At 48.2% G+C, this 22,245-nt stretch carries 20 protein-coding genes and 2 pseudogenes; 12 read left to right on the top strand and 10 right to left on the bottom strand.

Annotated elements, in window-relative coordinates; genetic code table 11:
- Positions 1-108: 108 nt before the first annotated feature.
- From EL633_RS00105 to EL633_RS00090, 4 genes are all read right to left on the bottom strand, one after another.
- Positions 109-1,629: a cache domain-containing protein gene (locus EL633_RS00105; RefSeq protein WP_126625243.1), complete on the bottom strand. Its 1,521-nt coding sequence runs from the start codon at positions 1,627-1,629 to the stop codon at positions 109-111.
- 13 nt (positions 1,630-1,642) lie between these two features.
- Positions 1,643-2,242: a DUF4388 domain-containing protein gene (locus EL633_RS00100; RefSeq protein WP_161981824.1), complete on the bottom strand. Its 600-nt coding sequence runs from the start codon at positions 2,240-2,242 to the stop codon at positions 1,643-1,645.
- Positions 2,243-3,070: 828 nt separating this feature from the next.
- Positions 3,071-4,261: an MFS transporter gene (locus EL633_RS00095; protein ID WP_126625241.1), complete on the bottom strand. Its 1,191-nt coding sequence runs from the start codon at positions 4,259-4,261 to the stop codon at positions 3,071-3,073.
- Between the two features lie 183 nt (positions 4,262-4,444).
- The gene (locus EL633_RS00090) at positions 4,445-5,302 is read right to left on the bottom strand and encodes a DUF72 domain-containing protein (RefSeq protein ID WP_126625240.1); all 858 of its coding nucleotides are present in this window, start codon (positions 5,300-5,302) and stop codon (positions 4,445-4,447) included.
- Between the two features lie 250 nt (positions 5,303-5,552).
- On the opposite strand from EL633_RS00090, the gene EL633_RS00085 reads away from it, so the two are divergent.
- Positions 5,553-5,819: a hypothetical protein gene (locus tag EL633_RS00085; protein ID WP_126625239.1), complete on the top strand. Its 267-nt coding sequence runs from the start codon at positions 5,553-5,555 to the stop codon at positions 5,817-5,819.
- A 260-nt stretch (positions 5,820-6,079) separates the two neighbouring features.
- Here the strand turns inward: EL633_RS00085 and EL633_RS00080 are convergent, their stop codons facing one another.
- The 4 genes and pseudogenes from EL633_RS00080 to EL633_RS38035 form a co-directional block, all read right to left on the bottom strand.
- Positions 6,080-6,445 (bottom strand): acetate and sugar kinases/Hsc70/actin family protein, encoded by a 366-nt coding sequence (locus EL633_RS00080; RefSeq protein ID WP_126625238.1) that lies wholly within the window; start codon positions 6,443-6,445, stop codon positions 6,080-6,082.
- 189 nt (positions 6,446-6,634) lie between these two features.
- Positions 6,635-6,769: pseudogene (locus EL633_RS38040) on the bottom strand (sugar isomerase); the annotation flags it as partial.
- Between the two features lie 345 nt (positions 6,770-7,114).
- Positions 7,115-7,591: pseudogene (locus EL633_RS37395) on the bottom strand (DeoR/GlpR family DNA-binding transcription regulator).
- A gap of 69 nt (positions 7,592-7,660) precedes the next feature.
- Entirely contained in the window at positions 7,661-7,843 is a 183-nt protein-coding gene (locus EL633_RS38035; RefSeq protein ID WP_126625236.1) for a DeoR family transcriptional regulator, read from the bottom strand.
- A 191-nt stretch (positions 7,844-8,034) separates the two neighbouring features.
- Here EL633_RS38035 and EL633_RS00055 point away from each other — a divergent pair, with 191 nt between their 5' ends.
- From EL633_RS00055 to EL633_RS36405, 5 genes are all read left to right on the top strand, one after another.
- Positions 8,035-9,462 (top strand): hypothetical protein, encoded by a 1,428-nt coding sequence (locus tag EL633_RS00055; RefSeq protein ID WP_126625235.1) that lies wholly within the window; start codon positions 8,035-8,037, stop codon positions 9,460-9,462.
- A gap of 789 nt (positions 9,463-10,251) precedes the next feature.
- On the top strand, positions 10,252-11,406 hold the full coding sequence (locus EL633_RS00050; protein ID WP_161981822.1) for a sugar ABC transporter substrate-binding protein: 1,155 nt from the start codon (positions 10,252-10,254) through the stop codon (positions 11,404-11,406).
- A gap of 263 nt (positions 11,407-11,669) precedes the next feature.
- Entirely contained in the window at positions 11,670-12,482 is an 813-nt protein-coding gene (locus tag EL633_RS00045; RefSeq protein ID WP_126625233.1) for an ATP-binding cassette domain-containing protein, read from the top strand.
- Entirely contained in the window at positions 12,479-13,738 is a 1,260-nt protein-coding gene (locus tag EL633_RS00040; RefSeq protein ID WP_126625232.1) for a sugar ABC transporter permease, read from the top strand. Before EL633_RS00045 ends, EL633_RS00040 begins: the two co-directional genes overlap by 4 nt.
- A 230-nt stretch (positions 13,739-13,968) precedes the next feature.
- Complete coding sequence (locus EL633_RS36405; RefSeq protein ID WP_161981821.1) at positions 13,969-14,112, top strand: hypothetical protein; 144 nt, start codon at positions 13,969-13,971, stop codon at positions 14,110-14,112.
- Between the two features lie 1,024 nt (positions 14,113-15,136).
- On the opposite strand, the gene EL633_RS00035 is transcribed toward EL633_RS36405, so the two are convergent.
- Positions 15,137-16,280, bottom strand: a protein-coding gene (locus EL633_RS00035; RefSeq protein ID WP_371865511.1) for an IS3 family transposase whose coding sequence is annotated in 2 segments (ribosomal slippage) — positions 15,137-15,991 and positions 15,993-16,280 — 1,143 coding nt in all. Because the reading frame shifts where the segments join, the coding sequence is not laid out codon by codon here.
- 850 nt (positions 16,281-17,130) lie between these two features.
- Entirely contained in the window at positions 17,131-17,445 is a 315-nt protein-coding gene (locus EL633_RS00030) for a hypothetical protein (RefSeq protein WP_126625230.1), read from the bottom strand.
- A gap of 239 nt (positions 17,446-17,684) precedes the next feature.
- Here EL633_RS00030 and EL633_RS36400 point away from each other — a divergent pair, with 239 nt between their 5' ends.
- From EL633_RS36400 to EL633_RS00005, 6 genes are all read left to right on the top strand, one after another.
- Entirely contained in the window at positions 17,685-17,828 is a 144-nt protein-coding gene (locus EL633_RS36400) for a hypothetical protein (RefSeq protein ID WP_161981820.1), read from the top strand.
- Positions 17,829-17,891: 63 nt separating this feature from the next.
- Positions 17,892-18,203, top strand: coding sequence for a transposase (locus tag EL633_RS00025; protein WP_126625229.1), 312 nt, complete (start codon positions 17,892-17,894; stop codon positions 18,201-18,203).
- A 29-nt stretch (positions 18,204-18,232) separates the two neighbouring features.
- Positions 18,233-19,054: an IS3 family transposase gene (locus tag EL633_RS00020; protein WP_126625228.1), complete on the top strand. Its 822-nt coding sequence runs from the start codon at positions 18,233-18,235 to the stop codon at positions 19,052-19,054.
- Between the two features lie 64 nt (positions 19,055-19,118).
- Positions 19,119-19,559, top strand: coding sequence for a Mu transposase C-terminal domain-containing protein (locus EL633_RS00015; protein WP_161981819.1), 441 nt, complete (start codon positions 19,119-19,121; stop codon positions 19,557-19,559).
- A 536-nt stretch (positions 19,560-20,095) separates the two neighbouring features.
- Positions 20,096-20,572, top strand: coding sequence for a TniB family NTP-binding protein (locus EL633_RS38030; RefSeq protein ID WP_246039055.1), 477 nt, complete (start codon positions 20,096-20,098; stop codon positions 20,570-20,572).
- A gap of 857 nt (positions 20,573-21,429) precedes the next feature.
- Complete coding sequence (locus EL633_RS00005) at positions 21,430-21,669, top strand: hypothetical protein (RefSeq protein ID WP_126625225.1); 240 nt, start codon at positions 21,430-21,432, stop codon at positions 21,667-21,669.
- Positions 21,670-22,245: the final 576 nt, after the last annotated feature.

Below are 22,245 nucleotides of genomic sequence, written 5' to 3'. Positions count from 1 at the left end.
GCTACCAATATGATGAAGTGCGAAACGCTAAAAGCGGTAGTACCAGCTTTCGGAGGACTCATCAAAATTCAATGGATGACGAGTCCCTTTGTTCGTAAAAAGAAGATTTTATCCTCCGATGACATTGCGGAGATCAGTTACAACATTTTGTAGTTGGTTAGAAGTCTCATCGGCTGCAGTAGCTCCAGATACAAGCTGTTCATTCACCTGAGTCGTGATATTGATTGCTGTCGCCAGTTTCTCATTGCTTGTATTTTGATAATCTATGGCGCGCTTGATATATTGGGAAGTCTCGATTATTTGCTCAACAGCCTGCTTGACTGTTGTTTTGTCTAATGTATCCCAATTGCGCAAGAGATGAGTACCCGTGGTGCTCATATGTTGAATCGCTACCTCTGCGGCATTGTTATAGTACTGAACGGTCTTTAATCCCTCCCGTGAGGCATCGATGACCCATACTTGTTCAGCCGCCGCATTTTTTTGTTTCGAGGCCAGAGTCGCAAGCGATTCACTATTGTCGCTCAGATGATTGACTGAGCGTGAAATCGGATAAGAGATACGTCTTCCTCCTATCAGGCCAAAAAGCACTGCGAGAATGAGCACGCTAACGGCGACAACAGACGTTATGAAAAACTGCTGATTGGCAACTGTGATAATGGTATCGACGGGACTAAGCACGATATAGTTCCAAGGAACGGTGGTAAGGGTTTGTCGTACCGCCTCAAAGGACTGATTCTGTCCAGTGGGTTGTAACGTAAAGTTCGTGGGTGCGTTATCTCCATTTAGTGCTTTCGTTAATGCATCATCTTTAACTACTCTTACCGTACTTTCTTTTCCATAACGTGCTTCATCGCTAATTTTCTGTTGCATATCTTTATCAATAGGAGCCGTAGCCGTAAACTGTTGCTGAACATTAGTGGGATCAGCGATGCGTACATTATTCTCATCGAGAATAAATGCATAGCTACCAGCACCGTTTGCCCCTTTTTCGCTGTTAACAATACTCCAAATGTAGTCTAAATTGAGGGTGGCACGTACAATACCAACCACCTTATTTAACACCAATGAGAAGCTTGGTACATAGATATCGACTGAGGCCTTTTGCGTGTTGGAGTCATAGTAGACTGCTGACATAAACGGTTTGCCAGTGAGTAGCCGTTGGGCATCCTCTGGCGGAATGATATACTTGCCATGAGGCTGGAACTTCGCATTTGTGTTATTAGTAGAGTAGGAAAGCAACGGTTTCCCTTTTATGTCAAAGAGCGCCCACAGAGTATAGTTGGGATCAAGATAGGTGCCAACGACCTTACCATTTTGTATGATAAGAGGAGCATTCGCCTGATTTTTGACTGGATCAAGAAGGAAATCCTGTGCGAGAGGAACCTGAGCCAGGCTCTGAACGTCCAGCATCCGATCTCTAAAATAGTTATTGATCAACTGAGCGCGCGTATGGGCATCTGTTTCCATCGCCAAGCGTGCCTGATTCGTCAGAGCTGGACGTGCAAGCCAAACATTTGCTGCAATAGTGATCGTAAGAGGTAATACTGCTGCTGCGAGTAACCAGATCGCGACCTGTACGGATAATCGAATACGTTTTCGAGGAGCGCGTATCTTCTGTTGCTGGGCCATATAGATCTCCTTTTTAGTGTGGTTCTCGGTGAATAACGCCGATCTTTTCTAGATCGTTTAGTTGAGTTGCTACTTCTTGTACTTGTCGCCCAGTCAGTCGGGCTAAATCGGTTAGAGTGCGTTCTCCATTCACTAACATAAAGAGGTGTTTGTGAGCGCGTGAAAGCCGTGCTGTCTCAATCAACTGCACGCTACGACCAGGAAGGAGTTTCTTCTGATAAGGCACTTCTGTGTGAGTAGGCATTCGTGGTGTTCGTTCCTGCTTCTGGTTGGGAGAAGGAGTCAACACGGTTGGACGCGTATCAGGAGGGGGCGGGACATCCAAGTCGGATTTATGGGGGTATGACCGAGATGAAGGCGTATCCTGTGTAGGTGATTGGGGAATGAAAGCAAATCTGCATTGGGTCCAGGTATATAATAAATTACAAGCATCCATTCCATTGCGATAGCCTATCTTGGCACCTATGATGAGCCCATCAGCGAAAACAAGCATGCCCTCCTCAAACGTTGAACCTTCCCCGCGTTCGACGGTCAGGATGCCAGTTTTTCGACCTAATTGTAGTACTTGAATGACCTTTATAAGCTGGTCTGCTGTTGTATCCCGTTGTGTCAACACAGCACTCCACTCTACTTTGTTGCCGTTCTCCCTATCCCTAGAAGGGTAAGGATTTTATCTCTCTGAAGTATCAGCTTAAGGTTTTTATAAGCACAATGGCAAAGATCTCATCATGAGCGAAGAAAAATAATGATTTCGAGGGTATGTTGCACACGCCAGATTTTCAAAGGGGTAGCACTTAACACACCCGCTTACTTTGATGCTAAAGAGGAAACTCCCTATATTCATGCCTGGGTATCTGCTCCACCAGAATTGCCCATCTAGCTTTCGCTATAACATTTTTTAAGCAATTAATAGTCTCTAATCTGGCATTAATTTGGCATGTGAGAAGCGAGCTATATTGATAAGCGACACCAATAGTTCAGTGTTCTGAATGATCGGTGCATCGAACTGTACAACTTCTATTTGCTCTGAAATGTCTACCTCCTGTCCCCATTTAACGAAATGAAAGGATTGGAGTATGCCTAGAACTGGAAAGCTATTTTGGGGCCTGATCTTTGATGTTTGCGGACAAGGTTCTTTACCTTGATAGGAACGATACTTCTAGCTCAAAATCAAAGAATGCAGAACCCTACATGCCAGGATGATAAAGATCTATAGCAATACAGCAAAACCTACATATTTGTAGAATAGTAGAATGATTGTGATTTGTAAAGCGGGTTGCCCGATTGGTGAGCTTGACGCGTTTTTTGGGCTAGTACAAATAGGTGTTTAATATAAAAAATAAATATGGCCTTAAGCACAACATGGGATCTCCCCAATTTCAAGACAGACTTATAAAAAGACATTTCTCCGGGAGAGACTGAAGAGAGAGGTAGTGTAGCTTTATACATCTGGATAGGTAATAAGCATGATCAGAGCGATAAGCGCCAGTATGGCCATGATTGCGCTGAACGCGACGCCTGCTATCTGCAGTCCAAATATCTGTGCAGCCACACCCACGCCGATTACAGGAATGGAGATTGCGATGTAGAGTACTACGAAGAAGCTTGATATAATCTCGCTGCGTTGTGCGGAAGGGCTCTGGGCATTGATTGCAGCTAAACCGGCACGGAAACTCATGCCTTGTCCGAGACCAGCGACTACTGCTCCCACAACGAGCAATGCTAACGAGCGTGTTTGTAATCCACTGGCAACCAGCGCTAACCCAATAATAAGCCCGACGCACCCTGTAGGGAGCATAAGGCGTTGGGGGAGACGCTCAAGAAGAAGTTGGCCAAAGGTAGAGGAGGCAAATACAGAGAATACGACCAGACCTGTGAGTGCATGGTTGGGTAAGTGGAGCGTTTGGTGCAAAAAAACAGGTGCGACTGCTGTAAAAAGTCCAAGCATAGAAAAACCTGCAAAACCAGGTATTGATGCGCGGAAAAATGTAGTGCGTACCTCGGCGGGTATGCGCAAGCGTTGCGGCCGAAACCAAACATTTGTCTTTACCTTGATTGGCTCTGGTATAATCAAAATACCTACGATAGCAAGGACAAGCAGAATGAGGTCGAGGATGAAAACGAGCTGCAATGGCAATATAGCATATTGCGAGAGCAATCCGGCAAGTAGCGGCCCAAGGCCCAAGCCACCCATATTTGCGCCAGCGGCGATTAATGTTGCCTTGCGTTGTTCATCTTGTGGAGCGAGATCCACGAGTGTGGCTGTTGCAGTTCCTGTAAGTATTCCTGCTGATAATCCAGAGAGCACACGACCTATAAACAGGAGGGTCAGGCTACCTGCAAACAGAAAGGCTAGTGCACTGGCCGCTGATAGCAGCAGGCCAACTAGAAGCACCCAACGACGCCCAATCTCATCTGAAAGATGACCAAACAGGAGCAACGCTGCTATCACCCCGACCGCGTAGGTCGAGTAGATCACGGTTACCAACAAGCTTGAAAAGCCAATTTCTTGTTGATAAATTGGATAGAGCGGTGTAGGCAACGTTGTGCCCATCATTGTTACTATGAATGCATAAGAGACTAACACAAAGCCAACGTGACGCCCGACAGGTGCTTTCACTATGGTTCTCATTAAAGTGTTTCCTTTCACATGCGCGCTTCAACCTGGTTACAGTAACATAAATAAAGCATACTATTTGTTATCAAATTTTGGATCAAAAACAAGATAGTGATACACTCCTTGCCACATTAAGGCAATTCCTCTATGCTTCAGCAAAAATTACCTTTGAATATATTACGTGCTCATGTGTTTTTCTTAGAAGAGGCGCATCTGCTCGAGGCTTGAGTCTGGCTCTTCTGGTTTCCACGTGAGAGGTGGTAGGGAGATGAAGGCGCGCACACGCTGATAGAGTTGGTAGCAGATCTCGGGCGAATGCGCCTCATAGGGACAGTGGCAAAAGGCGTAGATTGTTAAGCCCTGCTTGTACCAGTCGGCAAGCTGTCTGGCCCAGAAATCGAGCAGGGGAGCGTTGATCTCCATGCTCGGGTGGCCGATGTAGCGGACGAAAGCGAAGTCGGTGGTGGTGGTGATGTGGACGGGCAGATGGGGCTTGCGCTCGCGGGCCTGTAGCTCCTTCTGTTCCTTAGGCGTGCCGGTACGGATCGGGCGCGTATCCATGATGACGCGTGCGGCTCGGTGTTGCCGTAGTAACTCGTTCAGCGCACCGATATGCGGTTCCTTATAGAAGTCGGGGTGGCGTACCTCGACGGCCAGTCGTACCTCCGCTGGCCAGAAATCCAGCCATGCCTGCAGCTGATCGATCTGTGAGGGACCAAAGAAGGGCGGCAGTTGTAGGAAGATAGGTCCGAGCCGCTCTCCGAATTCCTGCATGCGATCGACAAAGGTCAGTGTCTCACTTTTCTGCTGGGAGAGCAATCCCTCGTGGCTGATGCTGCGCAGCACCTTGGGACAGAAACGGAAGCTGTTTGGTGTCTCCTGTACCCAGCGCGTCACCGTTTCCACCGAGGGCATAGCGTAGAAAACTGTGTTGCCTTCAACCGTGGACAATTTTCGACTATAGAGATGTAGAAAATCGCCCTGTGGAGTGCGGGCAGGAAAGAACTCTCCTACCCACTCTTTATAACCCCACATTGGACAACCAATATAAAACATCCACCAAAACTCCTTTAAGGGTGTAATGGATACTGCTTTTCTGCGTATTGTATAAATCATACACTATCTGTTAGATCTTTCAAAGCGTTGCTGTCGTATTATATATACTGTTTGAATATCCAAAAATTAGTAAATAATCCGCTTGTTTTACATACCTGTATATGCGACCTCTATAAATCGCAAAAAAGCTGTTTATTGTGCAGACGTAGAGATGATAAGGTTTTTCTGGTAGGAAAACATGGAGGTTTTGATGGAAAATCGGCTGTTAGGGTACGAGCATGCTGCGACAGTGAATGAAGTTGCAATGTGGGCCAATGGCTTACTGGGCAAAGAAGTACCAGGGGAGCCTGGATATACGGTTGTTAAAATTATTCAATTTCAACTTATACAGATTTCTAATGGCTACGATGTTTTGGTGTTGGTTGAAGTAAAAGAAGAGCTTGAACCTTTAAACCTTAAGAAATCTGATGTTGAGGCAATTATTGATATAACATCAGCAGTTGACGATCGACTTTAATATAGATGTAAGGATATAATAATGTGTCGTATTGGGTGGTATCAATCATAAAATACCCAATGCGATGTATTTTAATCTGCAGTTATCTGGCAGAATGTAGGGTATGCTTTGTTCCACTGATCTACGTCTTGCGGAGTATAACTTTGAATCGAAAAAGACCGACGTATTAAAGAACGCGCTTGCTGTAGATCGGCTATATACTGAACAAGTAGGTTTCCCAATAGCAGTAGCCTCAATCGGCCCCGCCCAGACATAACGACCTATAGCATTAGCTGTATATTGATATAAAACCGTATTCTAGAGCCACCGCCTACGACATAGCGTCCTGTGAAACGTTTTTGAACGAGATTTTCGATTTTAAGGAGAGAAGAGTCAGCTAGACGTAGCGCTGCAAGTTGGTAAATTGTGTTAAACGAAATAAATTGGATCCCTGTATGGCTAAAAATTTCTGCTTGTGTGACCTGCTGAAAAACTTGTTTCATCATATTGCTGGTGTAGGCATCTCGATAGTGATAAGGATTGCTAAGCGGTTCGCCCTGAGAATTGAGAAAACCGAAGTCTACTCTCCAGGTATCAATTCTAAGGCTTTTGATATCACTATAGCCCTTGAGGCTGGTTTGAATCATGCCTTGCTTTATTTCATGGAAAAAACGCATATATCTCAGTACATGTGATTTAGCACATGCACTGGCTCGTTAAGAAAGCGATGAGTGTTGATAATGGCAAGTTTGTCGTTGACTAAATCGCCAACTACAGCGCGCCTACTACTTGCTCATAAATCAAAAGCGAGTACTTTTACCAACTGGCACCTCCTATCGTGTGCCAGAGTCGTCATCGCCCCAAGAAGGGGTTTCAATTTTCAAAGCCTTGAGCCGTTTTTTTATTATCTCTAAATTGATACCCCGATTATTTTGTTGTCTCTCAAAAAGTGTGTAAACTGTACCTCTCATTGACAGCTACTCCTTGTTTGTATTGACGATAATTGAGATCACTATTATATTTACTTAGATGAATATAATAGTGATAAAATATGTGATTAAAAGAATAATATGCATGAAGTCATATATGAAGCATTAAAATTTTAAACTCTTCTATAAAGAGATTTTCAGATAGTTGCGAGTCTATTAAAAATCTGAGTTTACAAAATAAATATTGTTAAGTACATCTAGTTAGCAGAAAAGAAGATTGCTATGTTATTTGTTTCCTAAACAATCCAAACATCAATACCTCTGTTTCGTACCTGCTCTATCATATCAACCGGCGCTTTAGAATCAGTAATAACAAGCTTAAGGCGTTCAAGTGGGCAAAAAAGTTGCAAAGGCTAAATGTCCCCATTTGCTATGATCGACAATAGCAATCACCTCTTTGGCCGCCTTCATAATAGCTCTCTTTAACTTAACTTTTTCACTATTGACGTCAGTCGAACCTTCAGTTGCAGAAAAGCCTCTGGCTCCTACAAAAGCCTTACTAATATGGACCTGCCGTAAAACGGATTTACCTCATGTGCTAATGAGAGAGAAAGATTCGTACCGTAGCACAATACCAGGAATAAGGACGGAGATACCAGAAGTATTAATTAGTTCCATACCAATGCGTAAACCATTTGTGACGACGGTTAACTCCTTTCTGGCTTTTAGAAATTGGCTCATTGCCAGGGCTGTTGTGCGGGCATCCAAAGCAATTGTTTCTCCATCGAGTACATAACTGGTAGCAATAGTTCCGATATGTTCTTTTTTGTCGTGCTGGAATTGTTCGCGTGTATTAAAGCCCATTTCCATTGAATGAGTTATTGCAAGGACTGCGCCGCCATGAGTACGTACTGTGACATGATGAGATTCAAGTCAGGCTAAATCCTTGCGTATTGTGACCTCAGACACCGAAAAAAGTCGACTTAAAGCCGGGACCGTCACTTGTTGCTGTACTTCTAAGATTTGAGCGATTTGCTGGCGTCTTTCATTTATAAATAGGGCTAAACCTGGAACTGTCCCTCCAGGAGTGTATAGCTCGTCTCTTTTTATACCCATGTATCGATTCTTTCGCTGGTGTCATATGATTTCATTGTGTTTCATTCACCTGTGACATATTTGCAGCATTTTGTCAATAACATGAGTCATCCCTAATTTTTCAAAAGAAGGGCTAGGCAAAATGGATCTCGTCATTTAGACTGTTGAATATGAAAACAAAAAACAGTTCTATGAGGAGATCCATCGTTATTATGTCAGAATTGTCAGAAACCTTCAAACGCTTGGAACGCGATCCGCAAGCGGGATCGCAGCATCTGCTTCAGTTGCTTGAACAGTTTTTGCAGCCTTTTTTGCTCAGGCTCGATGACGTCTTGGACAAACGATTGGTGCGCACCTTACTGCAATGCCTGGTTGCCATCATCCGCCTGCGTCAAAATCCACAAGCTTTGTGGCTGAGTGAGCTTGGTTCCTATCTGCAAGGCTATGATGGGTACTCAACGAGTGCCACCGCAGGCACCAAGCGGGTTGGAAAGCTGTTGCGATCCGTGAAGTGGACGGTAGGACTCATTGACCACTATCTTCTGGAAAAAGCGGATGAGGAGGTACGCACCCTCAAAGAGCAATGCAAGCGGATCCCCTGCATCTGGGATGGAAGTGTGCTGGAGAAAGCCGAAAGCGAAAAGTTGGAAGGACTCTGCCCGGTTCTCTCGAGTAAAGCCAAGAGGCGGCAGCGGACAAAGCGGGGCTTCGTGTTCAATTGGCCTGCTGCTCGTCCGGTCAGGGTCATGGGAATGCAGTGGAATGCTGCACTCATTGTCGGAATGCAAGGGCTTCCCCATCTGGCAGTCACGAAGTGGTGGTCAACCAAAGGCATCTTTGCCACCAGGCTCCGAGATGCGGAAGAAGAGGGATTGCGGATCTGTGTCAGAAAATGGGGCTCTTTGCTGGTTCATGTCTTTGATCGCGGCTATGCCTCAGGATATTGGCTGCGCGTGCTCGCCAAGTATCGAGCCCGTTTCATTATCCGCTGGGTCAAACATCACGTGTTTCTGACTCTGGCCGGAGAGGAAAAGAAGCTGTGGCAAATTGGCCAGGGGAAGAAGTATCGCGCGCACAAAGAGATCTGGGATGGCAGAACGGGAGAAAAGATGGCCTGTGATTTGTGGTGGACAGCCCTTCGCCATCCTCAGACGCATGAACCATTGTTTCTCGTGAAAGCGCGGGTCAAAAAAGGCATCATGTATTTGATCACCAATGAGCCAGTCCACACCGAAGAGCAAGCATGGGATGTATTCTTCAGTTATCGTCGGAGATGGCAAATTGAGGTGAGTTTTCGCTATGCGAAATGTGAATTGGCCTTGGAATGTCCTCGGTTGTGGTCGTTAGAAGCTCGACTCAAGTTGCTTGGTATGGTCATGCTCGTCTATGCCTTCCTGCTTTCCTTGCTTGATCCGAGGCATCACGAACTCGTGCAAGCGCTCTTGCGCTTCCGATGTCACCGAACCGGAAAGCGGTGCCTGCACGTGCAGGCACCACTCTATCGGATCCGATGGGCACTCAGTCGCTTGTGGGACGATGACCGTCCCCGCTTCGGTTGTTTCCTGCCACCTTCTGATGATCCCCTCACGGTTTGCTCACTCATCCGAGACCTTGAGCGATTTCAGAAAAATTGGGGATGACCCATGAATAATTTTCTTCTCATATCCTATAATATTATAGGATATGAGAAGAAAATTATCATACTATATTGGCCAATGGTAAATTACGTGTAGTATATAAGGCATTTGGGCCATTGAGTCTTCACTTTAATTGAGATTCTTCTGATTTTTTGATAAAGTGAAAGTTTGTTAATTTGATTTGTTGACAAACTATATTGGCTGTGTTACATTTCCTCTGTTGGATATATCGTCCAGGTTATCAAAAGCAAAGTTGCTTATTGATAAGTTTTCATGACTTCTTCAAACGATGAGTAACTAAGCCATACGTATTTTTAAGGAACAATTTCGTGGAATAGTTGTAATTGTGTAATCCTGGTTTACTCTCAAAGTAACTTGCATCCATAAATAAAAGACCATCAGAGTGGATAGCGTTTTTTGTGTTGTGAATGTTAGTAACCTCAACGACTAACTCGGAATTGCACTTTTGCATTACAGAGGATCTGAAGACGTTATTGTCGAATGGTAGTATACGATGTTTTTCTAATGTCATTGAAGATACGCGAATATTTGTTGTATTGCAATAGCGGTAGAACTAGTGTAATTCGTGATGATAATTAGAAATAGATGTATTACACTCTCATTTTTATACGAAATTATGGCTTTTATCAAGGCTAGAAATGTTCCTCAATGGCTTATGGAAAGAAGCTGCATCGGCTGAGGGAGGTTATGAAAGCGTTCATTTGAAATTCACCTGTGGGTTGTCTTTTTTGTATAAAGGCAATGGTGTGTTTTAAGAAGGAAGGTTTCAAGATGAAACTCTCAAAGGGTCAACGCGGCAGATGGAGCCTGATGGCAGGCATCCTTTTATTTACACTCCTCTTATCTGCTTGTGGTAGCGTTAATAGCAACACGACAAGTTCATCTACCCCAGCAGCGAACAGTGGCCCAGATGGTAAAGGCTGCAAAAAAATTGGCGTCTCATTTCCAGAGACGAACACCTCATATCGTTGGGATAACCAGGACAAGCCGTTGCTCATCAGTGCATTGAAGAATGCTTTGTCCATTACAGACAATGACATTATTTATAACAATGCGAATGGAAGTACTGCAACTCAACAGACTCAGGCAGAGTCGATGTTAACGCGGGGTGCTTGTATTCTTGTTGTTGCTCCGTCAGACAGTAAAGTAGCGGCAGCCATTGTTGATAAAGCCAAGGCGAAGCATGTGCCTGTTGTTTCCTATGATCGTCTGATCAATAGTAAAGATGTGACAGCATATGTGTCATTCCAAGGGCAGGATGTTGGTAAGTTGCAGGGTGATTACATTGCCAAGCATTACCAGGATTATGTCAAGAAGAATGGGACGACCAATACAGTTATTATCAATGGCTCACAAACAGATAATAATGCGATTCTTTTCAAAGAAGGTTTGCATACATCACTTGATCCTCTATTCAAAAACAACACATTGAAGAATGTGTACGAGCAGTTCACGGACTGGACTGGACCAGTTGCCCAGAAAGATATGGAAGCGGCCCTTTCCCGAACTGGAAACAAAGTTGCTGTTGCCTATGTTGCGAATGACAATATGGCTGAATCTGTTATTGCAGCGCTTAAGACCGTAAATTTGGATAAGAAGGTACTGGTTACTGGTCAGGATGCAGCGCAGGTTGCTATCACCAATATTTTGAATGGTGAGCAAGCGATGACGGTGTACAAGCCATATGGTAAAGAGGCCGAGTCAGCGGCGAAGATTGTTGCAGCCATCAGCAAAGGTGATGATGTAAAAACGATTGCGACGACGAACGTAGCGGAGACAACGAGTAATACGCAGATTCCATCTCTGCTGGAAGAGCCGATTGCAGTTGATCTGAGCAATGTGAAGGACACGATTATCAAGGATAACTTCTATACCAAGGACCAGGTATGTAAAGGTGTAGCAGCAGGTGCTGGTGGTGTTTGTTAAAGAGTGGTCAAAGTTGTATGTGGGAGGGCAGAGGAATCATGTTGCTATGTATAAAGGTTTGTAGGATGAAGAGGCACCAGAGGATTGCTGTCTTTTTGTAAGCTGCAGAACACATACCTTGGACCGATGAATGAGCCCTAGTGCAGTGTTCACAGACATGTACTAGGGCTTTGTCTTGTCAGGCATGAAGAAGTGGTACGTATAGAGTTAGATCGCAAGGTATGTAGAAGGATGTCCTCTTTTGATACTTTTGAGAGGTATATATGGCTGATAATGAACAACTGTTAGAGAGTCAGAGAGAGCCGCTATTACGCATGACAGGGATAGGGAAGACGTTTGGGGCAGTGAGGGCTTTGTCGGGGGTAGACTTTGAAGTCTATGCAGGAGAAGTTGTGGGGCTTGTAGGAGACAATGGAGCGGGGAAGTCGACGTTAGTAAAGACCATTTCTGGAGTTGGGCCGGCGGATGAGGGGGAAAGTTTTTTTGAGGGCCAACCAGTTGTGATCAATAGTCCGCAGGCAGCGACGCGATTAGGAATTGAAACAGTGTATCAAGATCTTGCGCTGTGTGACAACCTGGATGTCACATCCAATTTATTTCTTGGGCATGAACTGAAGACGGCATATGGGACGTTGAGGTCCACGGAGATGGAGAAGCGTGCGCTGGCGGTGTTGAAGACGTTAGATGTGAAAATTCCGTCAGCGCGAGCGCTGGTGGCGGCCTTGTCGGGAGGTCAACGGCAATCGATTGCCGTAGCGAAAACGATTTTGCGGCAGGCGAAGGTAGTGATGTTGGATGAGCCTACAGCGGCATTAGGTGTTGCGCAGACTCGTCAGGTATTGAATCTGATCAAGCGTTTGAGGGAGCAGGGATTAGCCGTGGTGGTTATCTCTCACAACATGGTTGATGTATTTGAAGTTGCGGATCGTGTGATTGTGATGCGTTTGGGGAAGAGGGTTGCGACGTTTAACGCGAAGAGGTCCACATCGGGGCAAGTGGTGGCGGCGATGACAGGGGCAGACTATGGTCTGGAGAATGGAGAGAAGAGCAGAGTTGTTGGAGGAGAAGGAAAATGAGCGATATGATTGAGAAGCATGGAGCGGATGCGAGCGTGGCAGAAGTGCAAGCGGCAGCGAGTACGGTGGAGGTTCCGAGTTATCAACCGCGGCAGACATTTCGGCAGATGTTGCGGAATGACCTGGGTTTTCTGCCAGTGTTGTTGACGCTGGTGTTGATCATTATATTTTTTCAGGTGCTCAATCCGATTTTTTTGCAGGGAGAGAATTTTACTAATATTTTATTACAGAGTGCATCGCTAGGTATTTACAGTTCTGGCATTGTGCTTGTGTTGTTGCTTGGGGAGATTGATTTGTCGGTAGCGGCGGTGGGGACGTTATGTGGGGTGATCATGGCGGTGTTGACAGAGAGGCATGGGTGGGCGATTGCGCCGGCGTTGGTGGTAGCGTTGTTAGCGGGAGGGTGTGCAGGTTTGCTGAATGGACTTTTTGTGGCGGTGTTACGTATCCCGTCGTTTATTGTGACGTTGGCATTTTTCATAATATATTCAGGTCTCTTACTTTTTCTGTTAGGGACGCAGACGACGCAAAGTGTTGGAGATCCGTTTATATTAGCGCTGGCAGGGACGCGTGTGAGTTACTTTACGGATGTTTTGGGTGTAGGATTACCGACGTTAGCGGTGTTGGGGTATGTAGGGAGTTTGATTATCGAGTATTTTGCTCGAAAAAAAGCTGGATTGCGGACGATGTCCATAACGAGATTGATGGTGCAATCAGTGGTGGCGGTGGTGGTGATTGAGGGAGTGGTGGTGATTTTGGAGAACTATCAGGGTGTTCCGTACTCTATGGGCATTCTTTTTGGGCTTATCCTGTTGCTGTGGGTTGTGTTGACGAGGACGTCATTTGGGAGGCATATTTATGCGGTTGGCGGCAATGCTGAAGCAGCGAGGCGTGCGGGTATTAACGTGGTGGGGATTCGTGTGGCGGTGTTTGTGTTATGTTCGCTGATAGCAGTGCTTGCAGCGGTGGTGGATACGTCGCGTCAGAACGCGGTGGCCAGTGCGATTCCATCGATGTTGCAATTGAATATCATTGGGGCGGCAGTGATAGGGGGGGTAAGTCTTTTTGGTGGACGAGGATCGATCTGGGCGGTAGTATTGGGTATTTTCATTATTCAATGTTTAGACAATGGTTTATCGCTGTTAAATCAGACGTCGGATGTGCAGCAAATGGTAGAGGGGTTGGTGCTTATTTTGGCGGTGACGTCAGATGCGTTGATTCGTCGAGCGCAAGCGCGTAGTCGAAGTGGTCGTTAAAGGGAGAGAGAGTGAAGGATATTCCTGTGATGTGATGAAGCATGACGGGAATATTTTTGTGTGGATGTGGTGATAAGAGAGATGGAGTGATGAGGGAGTGGAGAGCCGTGGTGTGTTGGAGCGCTGTGTCAGGCATCGAATGATGTAGTGATGAAGACGGATTAGGGGGACATCACGCAGCGCGTGCAAGCGATCCACTGTCGTTGGGAAGCGTGGAGCGATGTGATCAAGTGAGTGAGCCAGATTTGGTGGAGGATGCGGTGGATGAGACAGTAGGAGCGACCGAGGCAGGTGTGTCAGCACGTCGCCGACGGAGCTTGTTTGCACGGTTGGTAGGTTCCTGCCTCGTCACACCAGCGGAAATGACGTGTTGATCCTTCTGGTGTGAAGTGTGCCTGTTGTTGTCGAGGCTTGGATCTCGCCGTGCAGAGTGGAACGGAGATCCTCGTGCCTGGAGGAGAGAAGAAAGCGGTTTCTGTGCTGTTTTTGCGCATTGCTCAGCCGTGGGGGGATATCGAGAATCCGGGAGATATGCGTGGCATACTGTTTGCGTTGGGCAAGGACATCATGAAGAGGATGTGAGAGAAAGGAGCATCTTTCCCAGGCAGTAGAGGTGGTGCATCTGATGGGAAGGCGGCCTCCTGTAGGAGGGTCATGAGGTGGTGTAAAGCATCAAATGATGAATTTCCGAAGGCGTCATCGGAGAGCGTAGTGGCGATGGTGTGAAACCTGGGGGGAAGTGAAGCAGGGTGGGAATGCTGCGCTGCTGGAAAGAGTTCTTTTTTGCTCTGTGTCCTCTCTCCAATTGGCGGGTGTATTCTGTATGCAGATGGATGATCTTGCAAGCGAAGAAGTATTTCATCATAGGGTGAATAGGAGGATGGGAAACGCGATCGCTGAGGCTTTTCTGTCGACGAGATGAGTGGTTGGCAGTGGGCATGAACAGGAGCGGCCGCCTGGTCCAGGTCCATGAATCGGTCTTCATCCTGCATGCATGACTGGAACATCTGAGGGGAGGGGAGGGAAGGCCAGAGGGAATGCGGCGGCAGCTCTTGGTGTTTGTCTCCGCTTCTCTCTCTGCTCTTTGGCTCGGCCAGTCCGTTGCTCAATCCCGATTCTGCTGGTGTTGTTCCTCTGTGTGGAGAGGATGGGAAGGAGCGAAGGGAGACAGAGAGTGTTTCTCTCAAGGAATCATGTGTGGATGGCAGTGCCCGCAAGAGAGCTCATGGTATGAATACAGTGACCCAGATTGTCAAGACAGAAAAATCCGAGTCCTTAAGAGAAATCTCCTTTCTTTAAGCATGCTCGTCCATTTCTGAGTGAACGTGTTTCACCGTTTTACGAAAACCAAGCCAAATGGTACGTTGGGCCCATTTTTCATGAGAGACAGAGACGACGTTACGTCGAACGTTTCCCAGAAAAGTAGCGTTCGGCTGGAGTTTGGTAATCAAGTGCCTGGTGAAGTCGTTCCTCGTTGTAAAAGTGGAGATAGCGAGACAACTCTCTACGAGCTGTGCGAGGGCTATCATACTCTTTCACATATACTTCTTCATACTTGATTGTTCTCCACAAACGTTCCGTAAAAATATTATCGAGTGCTCTCCCCTTTCCATCCATGCTAATACGTACTTCATGCTCCTTGAGCAGATTAATATAGCTCGTACTGGTGAAGTGACTGCCTTGATCACTATTACAAATCTGAGGGGTGGCCTGTTTCAAGGCATTGTGCATCGCTAAGAGCACGAAATCCTGACGCAGACTTTGATCTAACTCCCAGCTCACAATATAACGAGAATACCAATCCAGAACCGCGACCAAAAACATCCATCCAGCGCGCAGGCGAATGTAGGTGATGTCAACGCCCCAAATGTGATCAGGCACCTCAGCTTTCAGATTCCTGAGCAAATAGGGGAAGATTGCCGCTTGCTGCGCACGTTTGGAAAGATTGGGGCCGGGGAAAATGGCCATCAACCCCATCTCCTGCATATATTTTGCGACCGTTTTCTTGTTGACGCTTCGCCCTTCTCGATGTAATTGCTCAGCAATTCTGCGGTACCCGTAGAACGGGCATTGTGTAAAAATCTCATCAATCCGATGCTTGAGTGCCACTTCTTCTGCTGATGGTGGCCGCGGTTGATAATACAAGCTACTTCGATTCAGATGAAGCAATCTGGCCTGGGTGCTCAGCGGCAGTTCATTGTCTTCCCAATCAATGAGCTCTTGCCGCTCATCTCTCCTTAAAGACTGCTCGAGATTTTTTTTCCAGCCACAGTTTCTCTGTGGTTAATCGTCCAATCTCAGCATAGAGGGCTTCCCGCTCTCGTTCCCAGGCTATTTCTTTCTCGGCCAGCGCTTTTTCTGATTGCTCATCAAATAAGCCGGGTAAGCCAGCTAACGCTTGGTCCCTCCATTTATAGAGCTGACTTGAATGAATCTCATATTCCGCTGAGAGTTGGCTGACGGTTTTTTCTTCCCTCAAGATCTCTTTGACGATCTTGGCTTTAAATGCTGCCGTATATTGCTTCCGTTTCTGCTTTTGCATGTGCGTGTGTTTCTCTCAAGGAATCATGTGTGGATGACAGTGCCCGCAAGAGAGCTCATGGTATGAATGGCGTTTCTTCTTCCCATCCTCGAGACGATAGCGAAGCGTTTTCCACCCAGAATCTGGCAGAACACCTGGAGAGAATGATGTTTTGAACGGGGAGAGGTTCATGCTCATCGCTAATCCCTCCCGGCCAGATGCTGGTATGTGCAGAGTGAGAAGTATTGCATGGTAGGATGAATATGAGGAGATGGAACCTCCTCTGAGGGTCCGGTGCTGGCCAGGGAATGGCGGCAGCGGTCTCCGACTGACAGGTGGCCGTGGCCACTCACTCACTCTGCGAACCGGTGCGCCACCAGTGCTCCCAGCTGCGCCCTCGTCGCTTTCCCCGCTGGTAGATCCTTTCCCCATGCCAGGGCTGCAATGTGTCTTGCTCCCCTGGTTACATTGATGGCCCTGCCCCTTTGCAGCTTCTCGCCTTGTCACAACCTGGTTGGAAACCTGTCGCTCTGGAGGACCTATTGACAGCAGAAAAGGACGCGAGTAAATGCGAAAAATACATGAGGTCTTTTTTTCGTGGTGGCATGGGGAGAAATAAGGAGGAGGAGAAAAGGGAGGGAAAGCGCATGGGGAGGGGAAGGAAGCAGGGTGAGGCAGGAGAAGGAACGTTCAAAAAGCGAAGAAAAAAGCAGACCAAAAACAAATGGAATTGACTGTGCCAGCCTCCTTGTGTCATTGCTTGATCGATAAATGAGATGAATGTGTGAACACTATGTGAGAGGGGAACCAGGTGAGCAGGACTGGTCAGCTTGCCAGTCCTGCTCACTGCTGTGTGAGAGGATGCTGGTCGCTATGGCTCCCCCTGGGTACGAAGGAAGGTGGCCAGCTGGGAGATGTGGATGGTGTGATCTGGGAAAGCCGTAAGCAGGTGAGCGACGATGCGCTGGAGATCGGTGTCGAACTGCTGGGAGCGTGGCAGAGGCATGGCTTGCAGGCGTGTCCAGAGGGCGTCTGTCGAAGGATCGCGCAGGCCGAGCAAGGCGCGTTGGCGTGTGAGCGAGAGGCCGGTACGCTGGCGATAGAGGTGGAAGGCATGGCCGAGAAAGCCAGGGGCGCTGGCGGCGTGGGCATACCAGGTGGTGAGGATGGATGTGTCGTCGATCATCAGAGTGTCCTTTCAGTGGAGCCGCCAGAAGCGGCGTTTTCATGTTGTCTCACGTGAGTCATACAGCCGCAATATGAACGTGTCGCACGAAGAGAGGCGAATTTGGGGAACAGGGAGAAAATTCGTGGAAGGGTGCGCAAGAGGAGTGGCGACTGATCACCGTATCGGTCGCCCCTCCTTTGTGTTCAGTGCGCGTTCGCGTCTTCTGAGAGGAGCGTGGAGAGGGCGGCCTGGTCGTCGTGGAAGCGATGTGCGAGGTGGGCTACGTCCTGATTGGTGGCCGGGAGACGGCAGAGGTGCAGGTGCGTCAGATTGCCAGGCGAGCATCGCAAGAGCGTGGCAAGATGTGCATCGGTGAGGCTATGACGCTGTTGTGTTGTTGATGCCGTGCGAGGGCTGTAACGTACCTGGTAAAATAGACAGTGAAAGAAGAGAGGTACGGAAACATGACAGGGAAACGAAAAACCTATACACCCGAATTTAAATTCAAAGTCGTGATGGAAAGCTTTCAGCGTGAGACGACCCTTGAAGAAGTGTGCCGGAAATTTGGTTTGGCCAGCTCAGTGATCAGCCGATGGCGGCAAGAATTTCAGCAAAAAGGGCCAGAGATTTTTGCCGATCAACGCGATCACAAAACGCGCAACCAAGCACAAGGCTATGCACCAGGAGAATCACCTGAGGAGTTGAAACAGCTCATTGGCGACCTGGCGGTTCAAAATGAACTGCTAAAAAAATCCCGGGGGCTACTAGGCAATTAAGCGCACATGAGAAAGTTGAGATCGGGCGTATGCTCTGCGCTTCTGGTGGTCCGATCAATAAAAGTCAACTCGTCCGCGCCCTTGGCATTGCTCGCAGCAGTCTGTATCTGCATCCCAAGCGGCCTCACCTGGATAAAGCGTTGGTTGTCAGCATTGAGCAGTGGCATGAACACGATGATACACTCGGACATCGCAAGCTTGCGGTGCTCATCAAGACCGGAAAAAATCGCGTCAAACGGGTGATGCAGAAATATGGCATCGCTGCTCGGCGCAAAAAGAAAAAGTACATCTATCCAGGTAAGGCGACGCACACGGCTCCCAATCTTGTCCGAGAGATGACCGAGGAGAGTCTGCAAAAGGTGGTGTTTTCCGACATGTTTGAAGTCCATCTCGCTGATCAATCACGTGTGCGAGGGTGTTTTGCCCTCGAGAAGCAGACGCGCCAGATTCTCGGACTGGCATTTGATTATCATATGCGGGCAGATCTGGTGACCAGTGTCATTGAAACAATGACGTTCCACGCTCCAGGAGCCATTTGGCATAGCGATCAAGGAAAACAATATGGGGCGCAAAGCACACGAGAACTGCTGTTACAGAAAGGGTTTCTTCAATCGATGAGTCGTGCAGGAACGCCGACAGATAATGGATTGGCCGAGCGTTTCGTTGGGACCTTCAAGTTAGCGGTGGCTGAACGCCGTTCCTATCGAACGCTGGGTCATTTCTTGCGAGCAGCAGAATCGTGGGTCAATTTTTACAATAGGATACGTCCTCATGAGGGCTTGGGAAATTGTTCACCGTTACATTATGCTCAAACACATCAGTTGCATATGGCTCCTTTCATTTCCTTATAGGAGTGTCTCTTTTACTGGGTACTTTACAGGGAAGATCGAGCGTTTTTTTCGGACGGTGGAGCAGTTGTTTGCGGAGCGAGAGGCGGGATATGCGCCCAAAGGGGAATGGCCGAAGAAGGCAGGGAAGGAACCGAGGCGAGAGCGGGCAGGGATTGAGAGCCTGGAGGAAGTGGAGCAGCGATTTCGCCGATGGGTGATGGAGGAATATCACCAACGCGAGCATGGGGAACTGGGAATGAGTCCGAAGGAGAAATGGGAAGGAGGAGGATTTTTGCCACGGATGCCCGAGAGTGTGGAGCAATTGGATCTGCTGCTAGTGACGGTGGCCAAGAAGAGACGGGTGCAGCAAGATGGAGTGTCGTTTGAGGGGTATCGGTACATGGATCCGACGTTGTCGGGGTATGTGGGGGAGGATGTGGTGCTGCGATATGATCCAGCGGATATGGCTGAGGTGCGTATTTTTGCGGAGGATCGGTTTGTATGTCGAGCGGTGTGTCCAGAATGAGCGGGAGGGCAGGTGAGTTTAAAAGAGATTGTGGCAGCGCGTGTGGAGCAGAGGCGAGAGGTAGAGAGAGCGTTGAAGGAAAGACAGGGAGCGGTGAGGCGAGTGAAAACGGGAGTGAAACGAGGGGTGAGTGAGGAGAAGCATGCAGGAGGGGTGCCGGGAGAAGGATCGGTGGAGGCGGAGAAGCCGAGCGGGGAAGAACCTGGGCGGGTGACGTTGAAGCGATATTTTAATGAGTAGGACGTGGAAGCAGAAGGGAGCCGAGGATGGTGGATGGACGAGGCAGGTTTGTGGAAACGAGGGAATACTACCGGTTCGTGGAACTGTGTGAAAGTTGCCGGAGAGGCAGGACAATGGGGATCTGTTGTGGGGTGACGGGAGTGGGCAAGACGAGAGCGGCGAAGCAGTATGCGCAGTGGGAAGAGATTGAGCCGTTGTTGACGTGGAGAGGGGTAGTGGAACCATCGTTGTCGCCGGAGAATCCGAGGCCAAGAACGGCGGTATATACGCCGCGAGCGAGGGTGACGCCGCGACAGATGGAGCATGAGATCCGGTTGCTGAGATGGAGTTTGCGGGTGATCGGAGTGGATGAGGTGGACCGGTTGAAGCCCCTGGCACTGGAGGTGCTGAGAGATCTGCACGAAGAAAGCGAGGTGGGAATGATTCTGCTGGGGTTGCCCGGGCTAGAGAGAAAGCTGTCGAGATATGCGCAAGTGTATGGGCGTGTGGGATTTGTGCATCAGATGAGGGCGCTGGGAGTGGAAGAGCAACGGCAGATCTTGTTGGAGCAAGTGGAGAGGATAAGTGAACGGCGAGTAAATGCGAGGGAACCATTGCAGGTGGATCAAGAAGCGCTGGCGACGATGATCCGGATGACGGAGGGGAATTTTCAACGGCAGAAGCATGTATTGATGCAAATCGAGAGAATCGTGCAAATTAACCCGCAGGTGGATGTGGTGAGTAAGGAGGTGGTAGAGGCAGCGCGGGAGCAACTGGTGTATGGGCGAGGGTGAGCGCGAGAGGGGAAAGGCAAGCAGAGAAGTGCGAAGACAGGAGAGGTATCGAGCAGGTGCCTCTCCTTTGTGTATCCTCATGCACCTACATTGTTTGGATCCTGGGAGGAGAGGATCGCGTTTGAGGCAGTCGAGATCGCTGGGAATGGGTTTGATTGTCTTGGGAAATGCGCGGTGGTGGAGAGTGGGCCGGAGGGGATGCTGCTGCTGCTGGAAAGAGTTTTCTTTGTCCTGTGTCCTGTATCCCCTGGGCAGGTGTGTGCTGTGTTCAGATGGATAATTTTGTATACGGAGATATATTTCATCATATGATGAATAGATGTAGGTGAAATGCTGTTGCGGCTTTTCTGTTGACGTGATGAGTAGTTGGCAGTGGGCAGGAACAGGAGCAGCAGCCTGGTTTAGGTGTAGGGATCGGTCTTCATCCTGCAAGACTGGAATGTCGGAGGAGCAGCGCTGCTGCTGGGAACCTGTCTGCGTGGCATGTGGGGAGGGAGAGGAAAAGAGAGGGAAATCCTCTGATGAATGCAGAGCATCATCTCGTGATATCCATGGATCAGAACACATGCGCCTGGCTGAGAACAGAGGCGGTAGATGATCCCCAAGGAGATGTCCATCTGCTAGCTGCACCTCTGCCTGGTGGGGGATGTGCCATGGTGTCGAGCTAGAGTTGTTCGCGGTGCCGTCCGACGGGGAGTACCCGAGCTTGTGTCTGACATTGGGAGAACAGATGGTGGGCAATCAGTGTGATGGGCATTCGTGGAATTGGCTGGCCAGACACATGAAACCTGGGTGGATGGCTCGAAACTGGAGGTGCTGTCGACAGCATCCTCAAGTACCGAAGAGAGCTCTGCTTCTTGGAGTATTCCGATGCTGGAGCGGATCGTGTTGACGCCAGAGAACCCCTCGATGAAACAGGTGTGTTCCAGCTGGTACGTGGTGGTATCAGCATCATCGTGGTGCATGGCCCTGGTTCCTTCACCCAGTTGAGCCGTAACGTGATGTCCATCCTGGCATGGATGAGCTTGCCCCCAGTGGCGATGTTTGTCGCTGGGAGATTGATGACACCATGGTGTGGTAGCGTGTGCTGGAGGTGACAGGAGGGAAGTGCAATACGTTTGATCACCCCGAAGAGGCTGCCCAAGTCTGGGTATGTTGCCGCTAGAGAGCCTCCCCAAAATGCAAGGCGCGTAGCGGCCTGAGCATGAATATTTTTGGGGGCATGAATGCGTCCTTTTTTGGAGAAAATGGCCTGGCTGAAAGGATAGTATCTGTTGAAATACAGGCTTCACTGTCACTTCCAGGCCATTCATGTTTTCTGTTGGAGAGTGTAAGCGCGACAGCGCGTTGAGTCTGCCAATTCCCTATTCCAAAGGAGGTGGTGAGCTGAGGAGTGGCAGAAAGGACAGTAAAATATGCTAGAGAGCTGATGGGCGTAGGGAAAAAGAGGGATCTTAGCACCCTTAAGAAGAAAAGTACTGAAAAGAGCATATTATCTATTTATAGAGATATAAGAGTAAAAAGAGTTAAAATGATTATACATATAAATTCCAATAATACAATACTTTGTTGATAGAGTATCAAGTTAGCTAGCAATAGAATGATGAAGTTCGAGAGGAGCGACAGCGACTCGATCGAGCGACTGCGACAGCAGGAGCGCGCTGCCCCCCCCC

Source organism: Dictyobacter alpinus (genome assembly GCF_003967575.1).
Lineage (GTDB): Bacteria > Chloroflexota > Ktedonobacteria > Ktedonobacterales > Ktedonobacteraceae > Dictyobacter > Dictyobacter alpinus.
This window is presented reverse-complemented; position numbering and strand designations above follow the sequence as displayed.

Bases quoted from the DNA above. Each gene is read 5' to 3' on its own strand.
- EL633_RS00105 (WP_126625243.1), bottom strand. From the start codon at position 1,629: ATGGCCCAGCAACAGAAGATACGCGCTCCTCGAAAACGTATTCGATTA.
- EL633_RS00095 (WP_126625241.1), bottom strand. From the start codon at position 4,261: ATGAGAACCATAGTGAAAGCACCTGTCGGGCGTCACGTTGGCTTTGTG.
- EL633_RS00090 (WP_126625240.1), bottom strand. From the start codon at position 5,302: ATGTTTTATATTGGTTGTCCAATGTGGGGTTATAAAGAGTGGGTAGGA.
- EL633_RS00085 (WP_126625239.1), top strand. From the start codon at position 5,553: ATGGAAAATCGGCTGTTAGGGTACGAGCATGCTGCGACAGTGAATGAA.
- EL633_RS00080 (WP_126625238.1), bottom strand. From the start codon at position 6,445: ATGATTCAAACCAGCCTCAAGGGCTATAGTGATATCAAAAGCCTTAGA.
- EL633_RS38035 (WP_126625236.1), bottom strand. From the start codon at position 7,843: ATGGGTATAAAAAGAGACGAGCTATACACTCCTGGAGGGACAGTTCCA.
- EL633_RS00055 (WP_126625235.1), top strand. From the start codon at position 8,035: ATGTCAGAATTGTCAGAAACCTTCAAACGCTTGGAACGCGATCCGCAA.
- EL633_RS00050 (WP_161981822.1), top strand. From the start codon at position 10,252: ATGAAACTCTCAAAGGGTCAACGCGGCAGATGGAGCCTGATGGCAGGC.
- EL633_RS00045 (WP_126625233.1), top strand. From the start codon at position 11,670: ATGGCTGATAATGAACAACTGTTAGAGAGTCAGAGAGAGCCGCTATTA.
- EL633_RS00040 (WP_126625232.1), top strand. From the start codon at position 12,479: ATGAGCGATATGATTGAGAAGCATGGAGCGGATGCGAGCGTGGCAGAA.
- EL633_RS00030 (WP_126625230.1), bottom strand. From the start codon at position 17,445: ATGATCGACGACACATCCATCCTCACCACCTGGTATGCCCACGCCGCC.
- EL633_RS00025 (WP_126625229.1), top strand. From the start codon at position 17,892: ATGACAGGGAAACGAAAAACCTATACACCCGAATTTAAATTCAAAGTC.
- EL633_RS00020 (WP_126625228.1), top strand. From the start codon at position 18,233: ATGCTCTGCGCTTCTGGTGGTCCGATCAATAAAAGTCAACTCGTCCGC.
- EL633_RS38030 (WP_246039055.1), top strand. From the start codon at position 20,096: ATGGAGCATGAGATCCGGTTGCTGAGATGGAGTTTGCGGGTGATCGGA.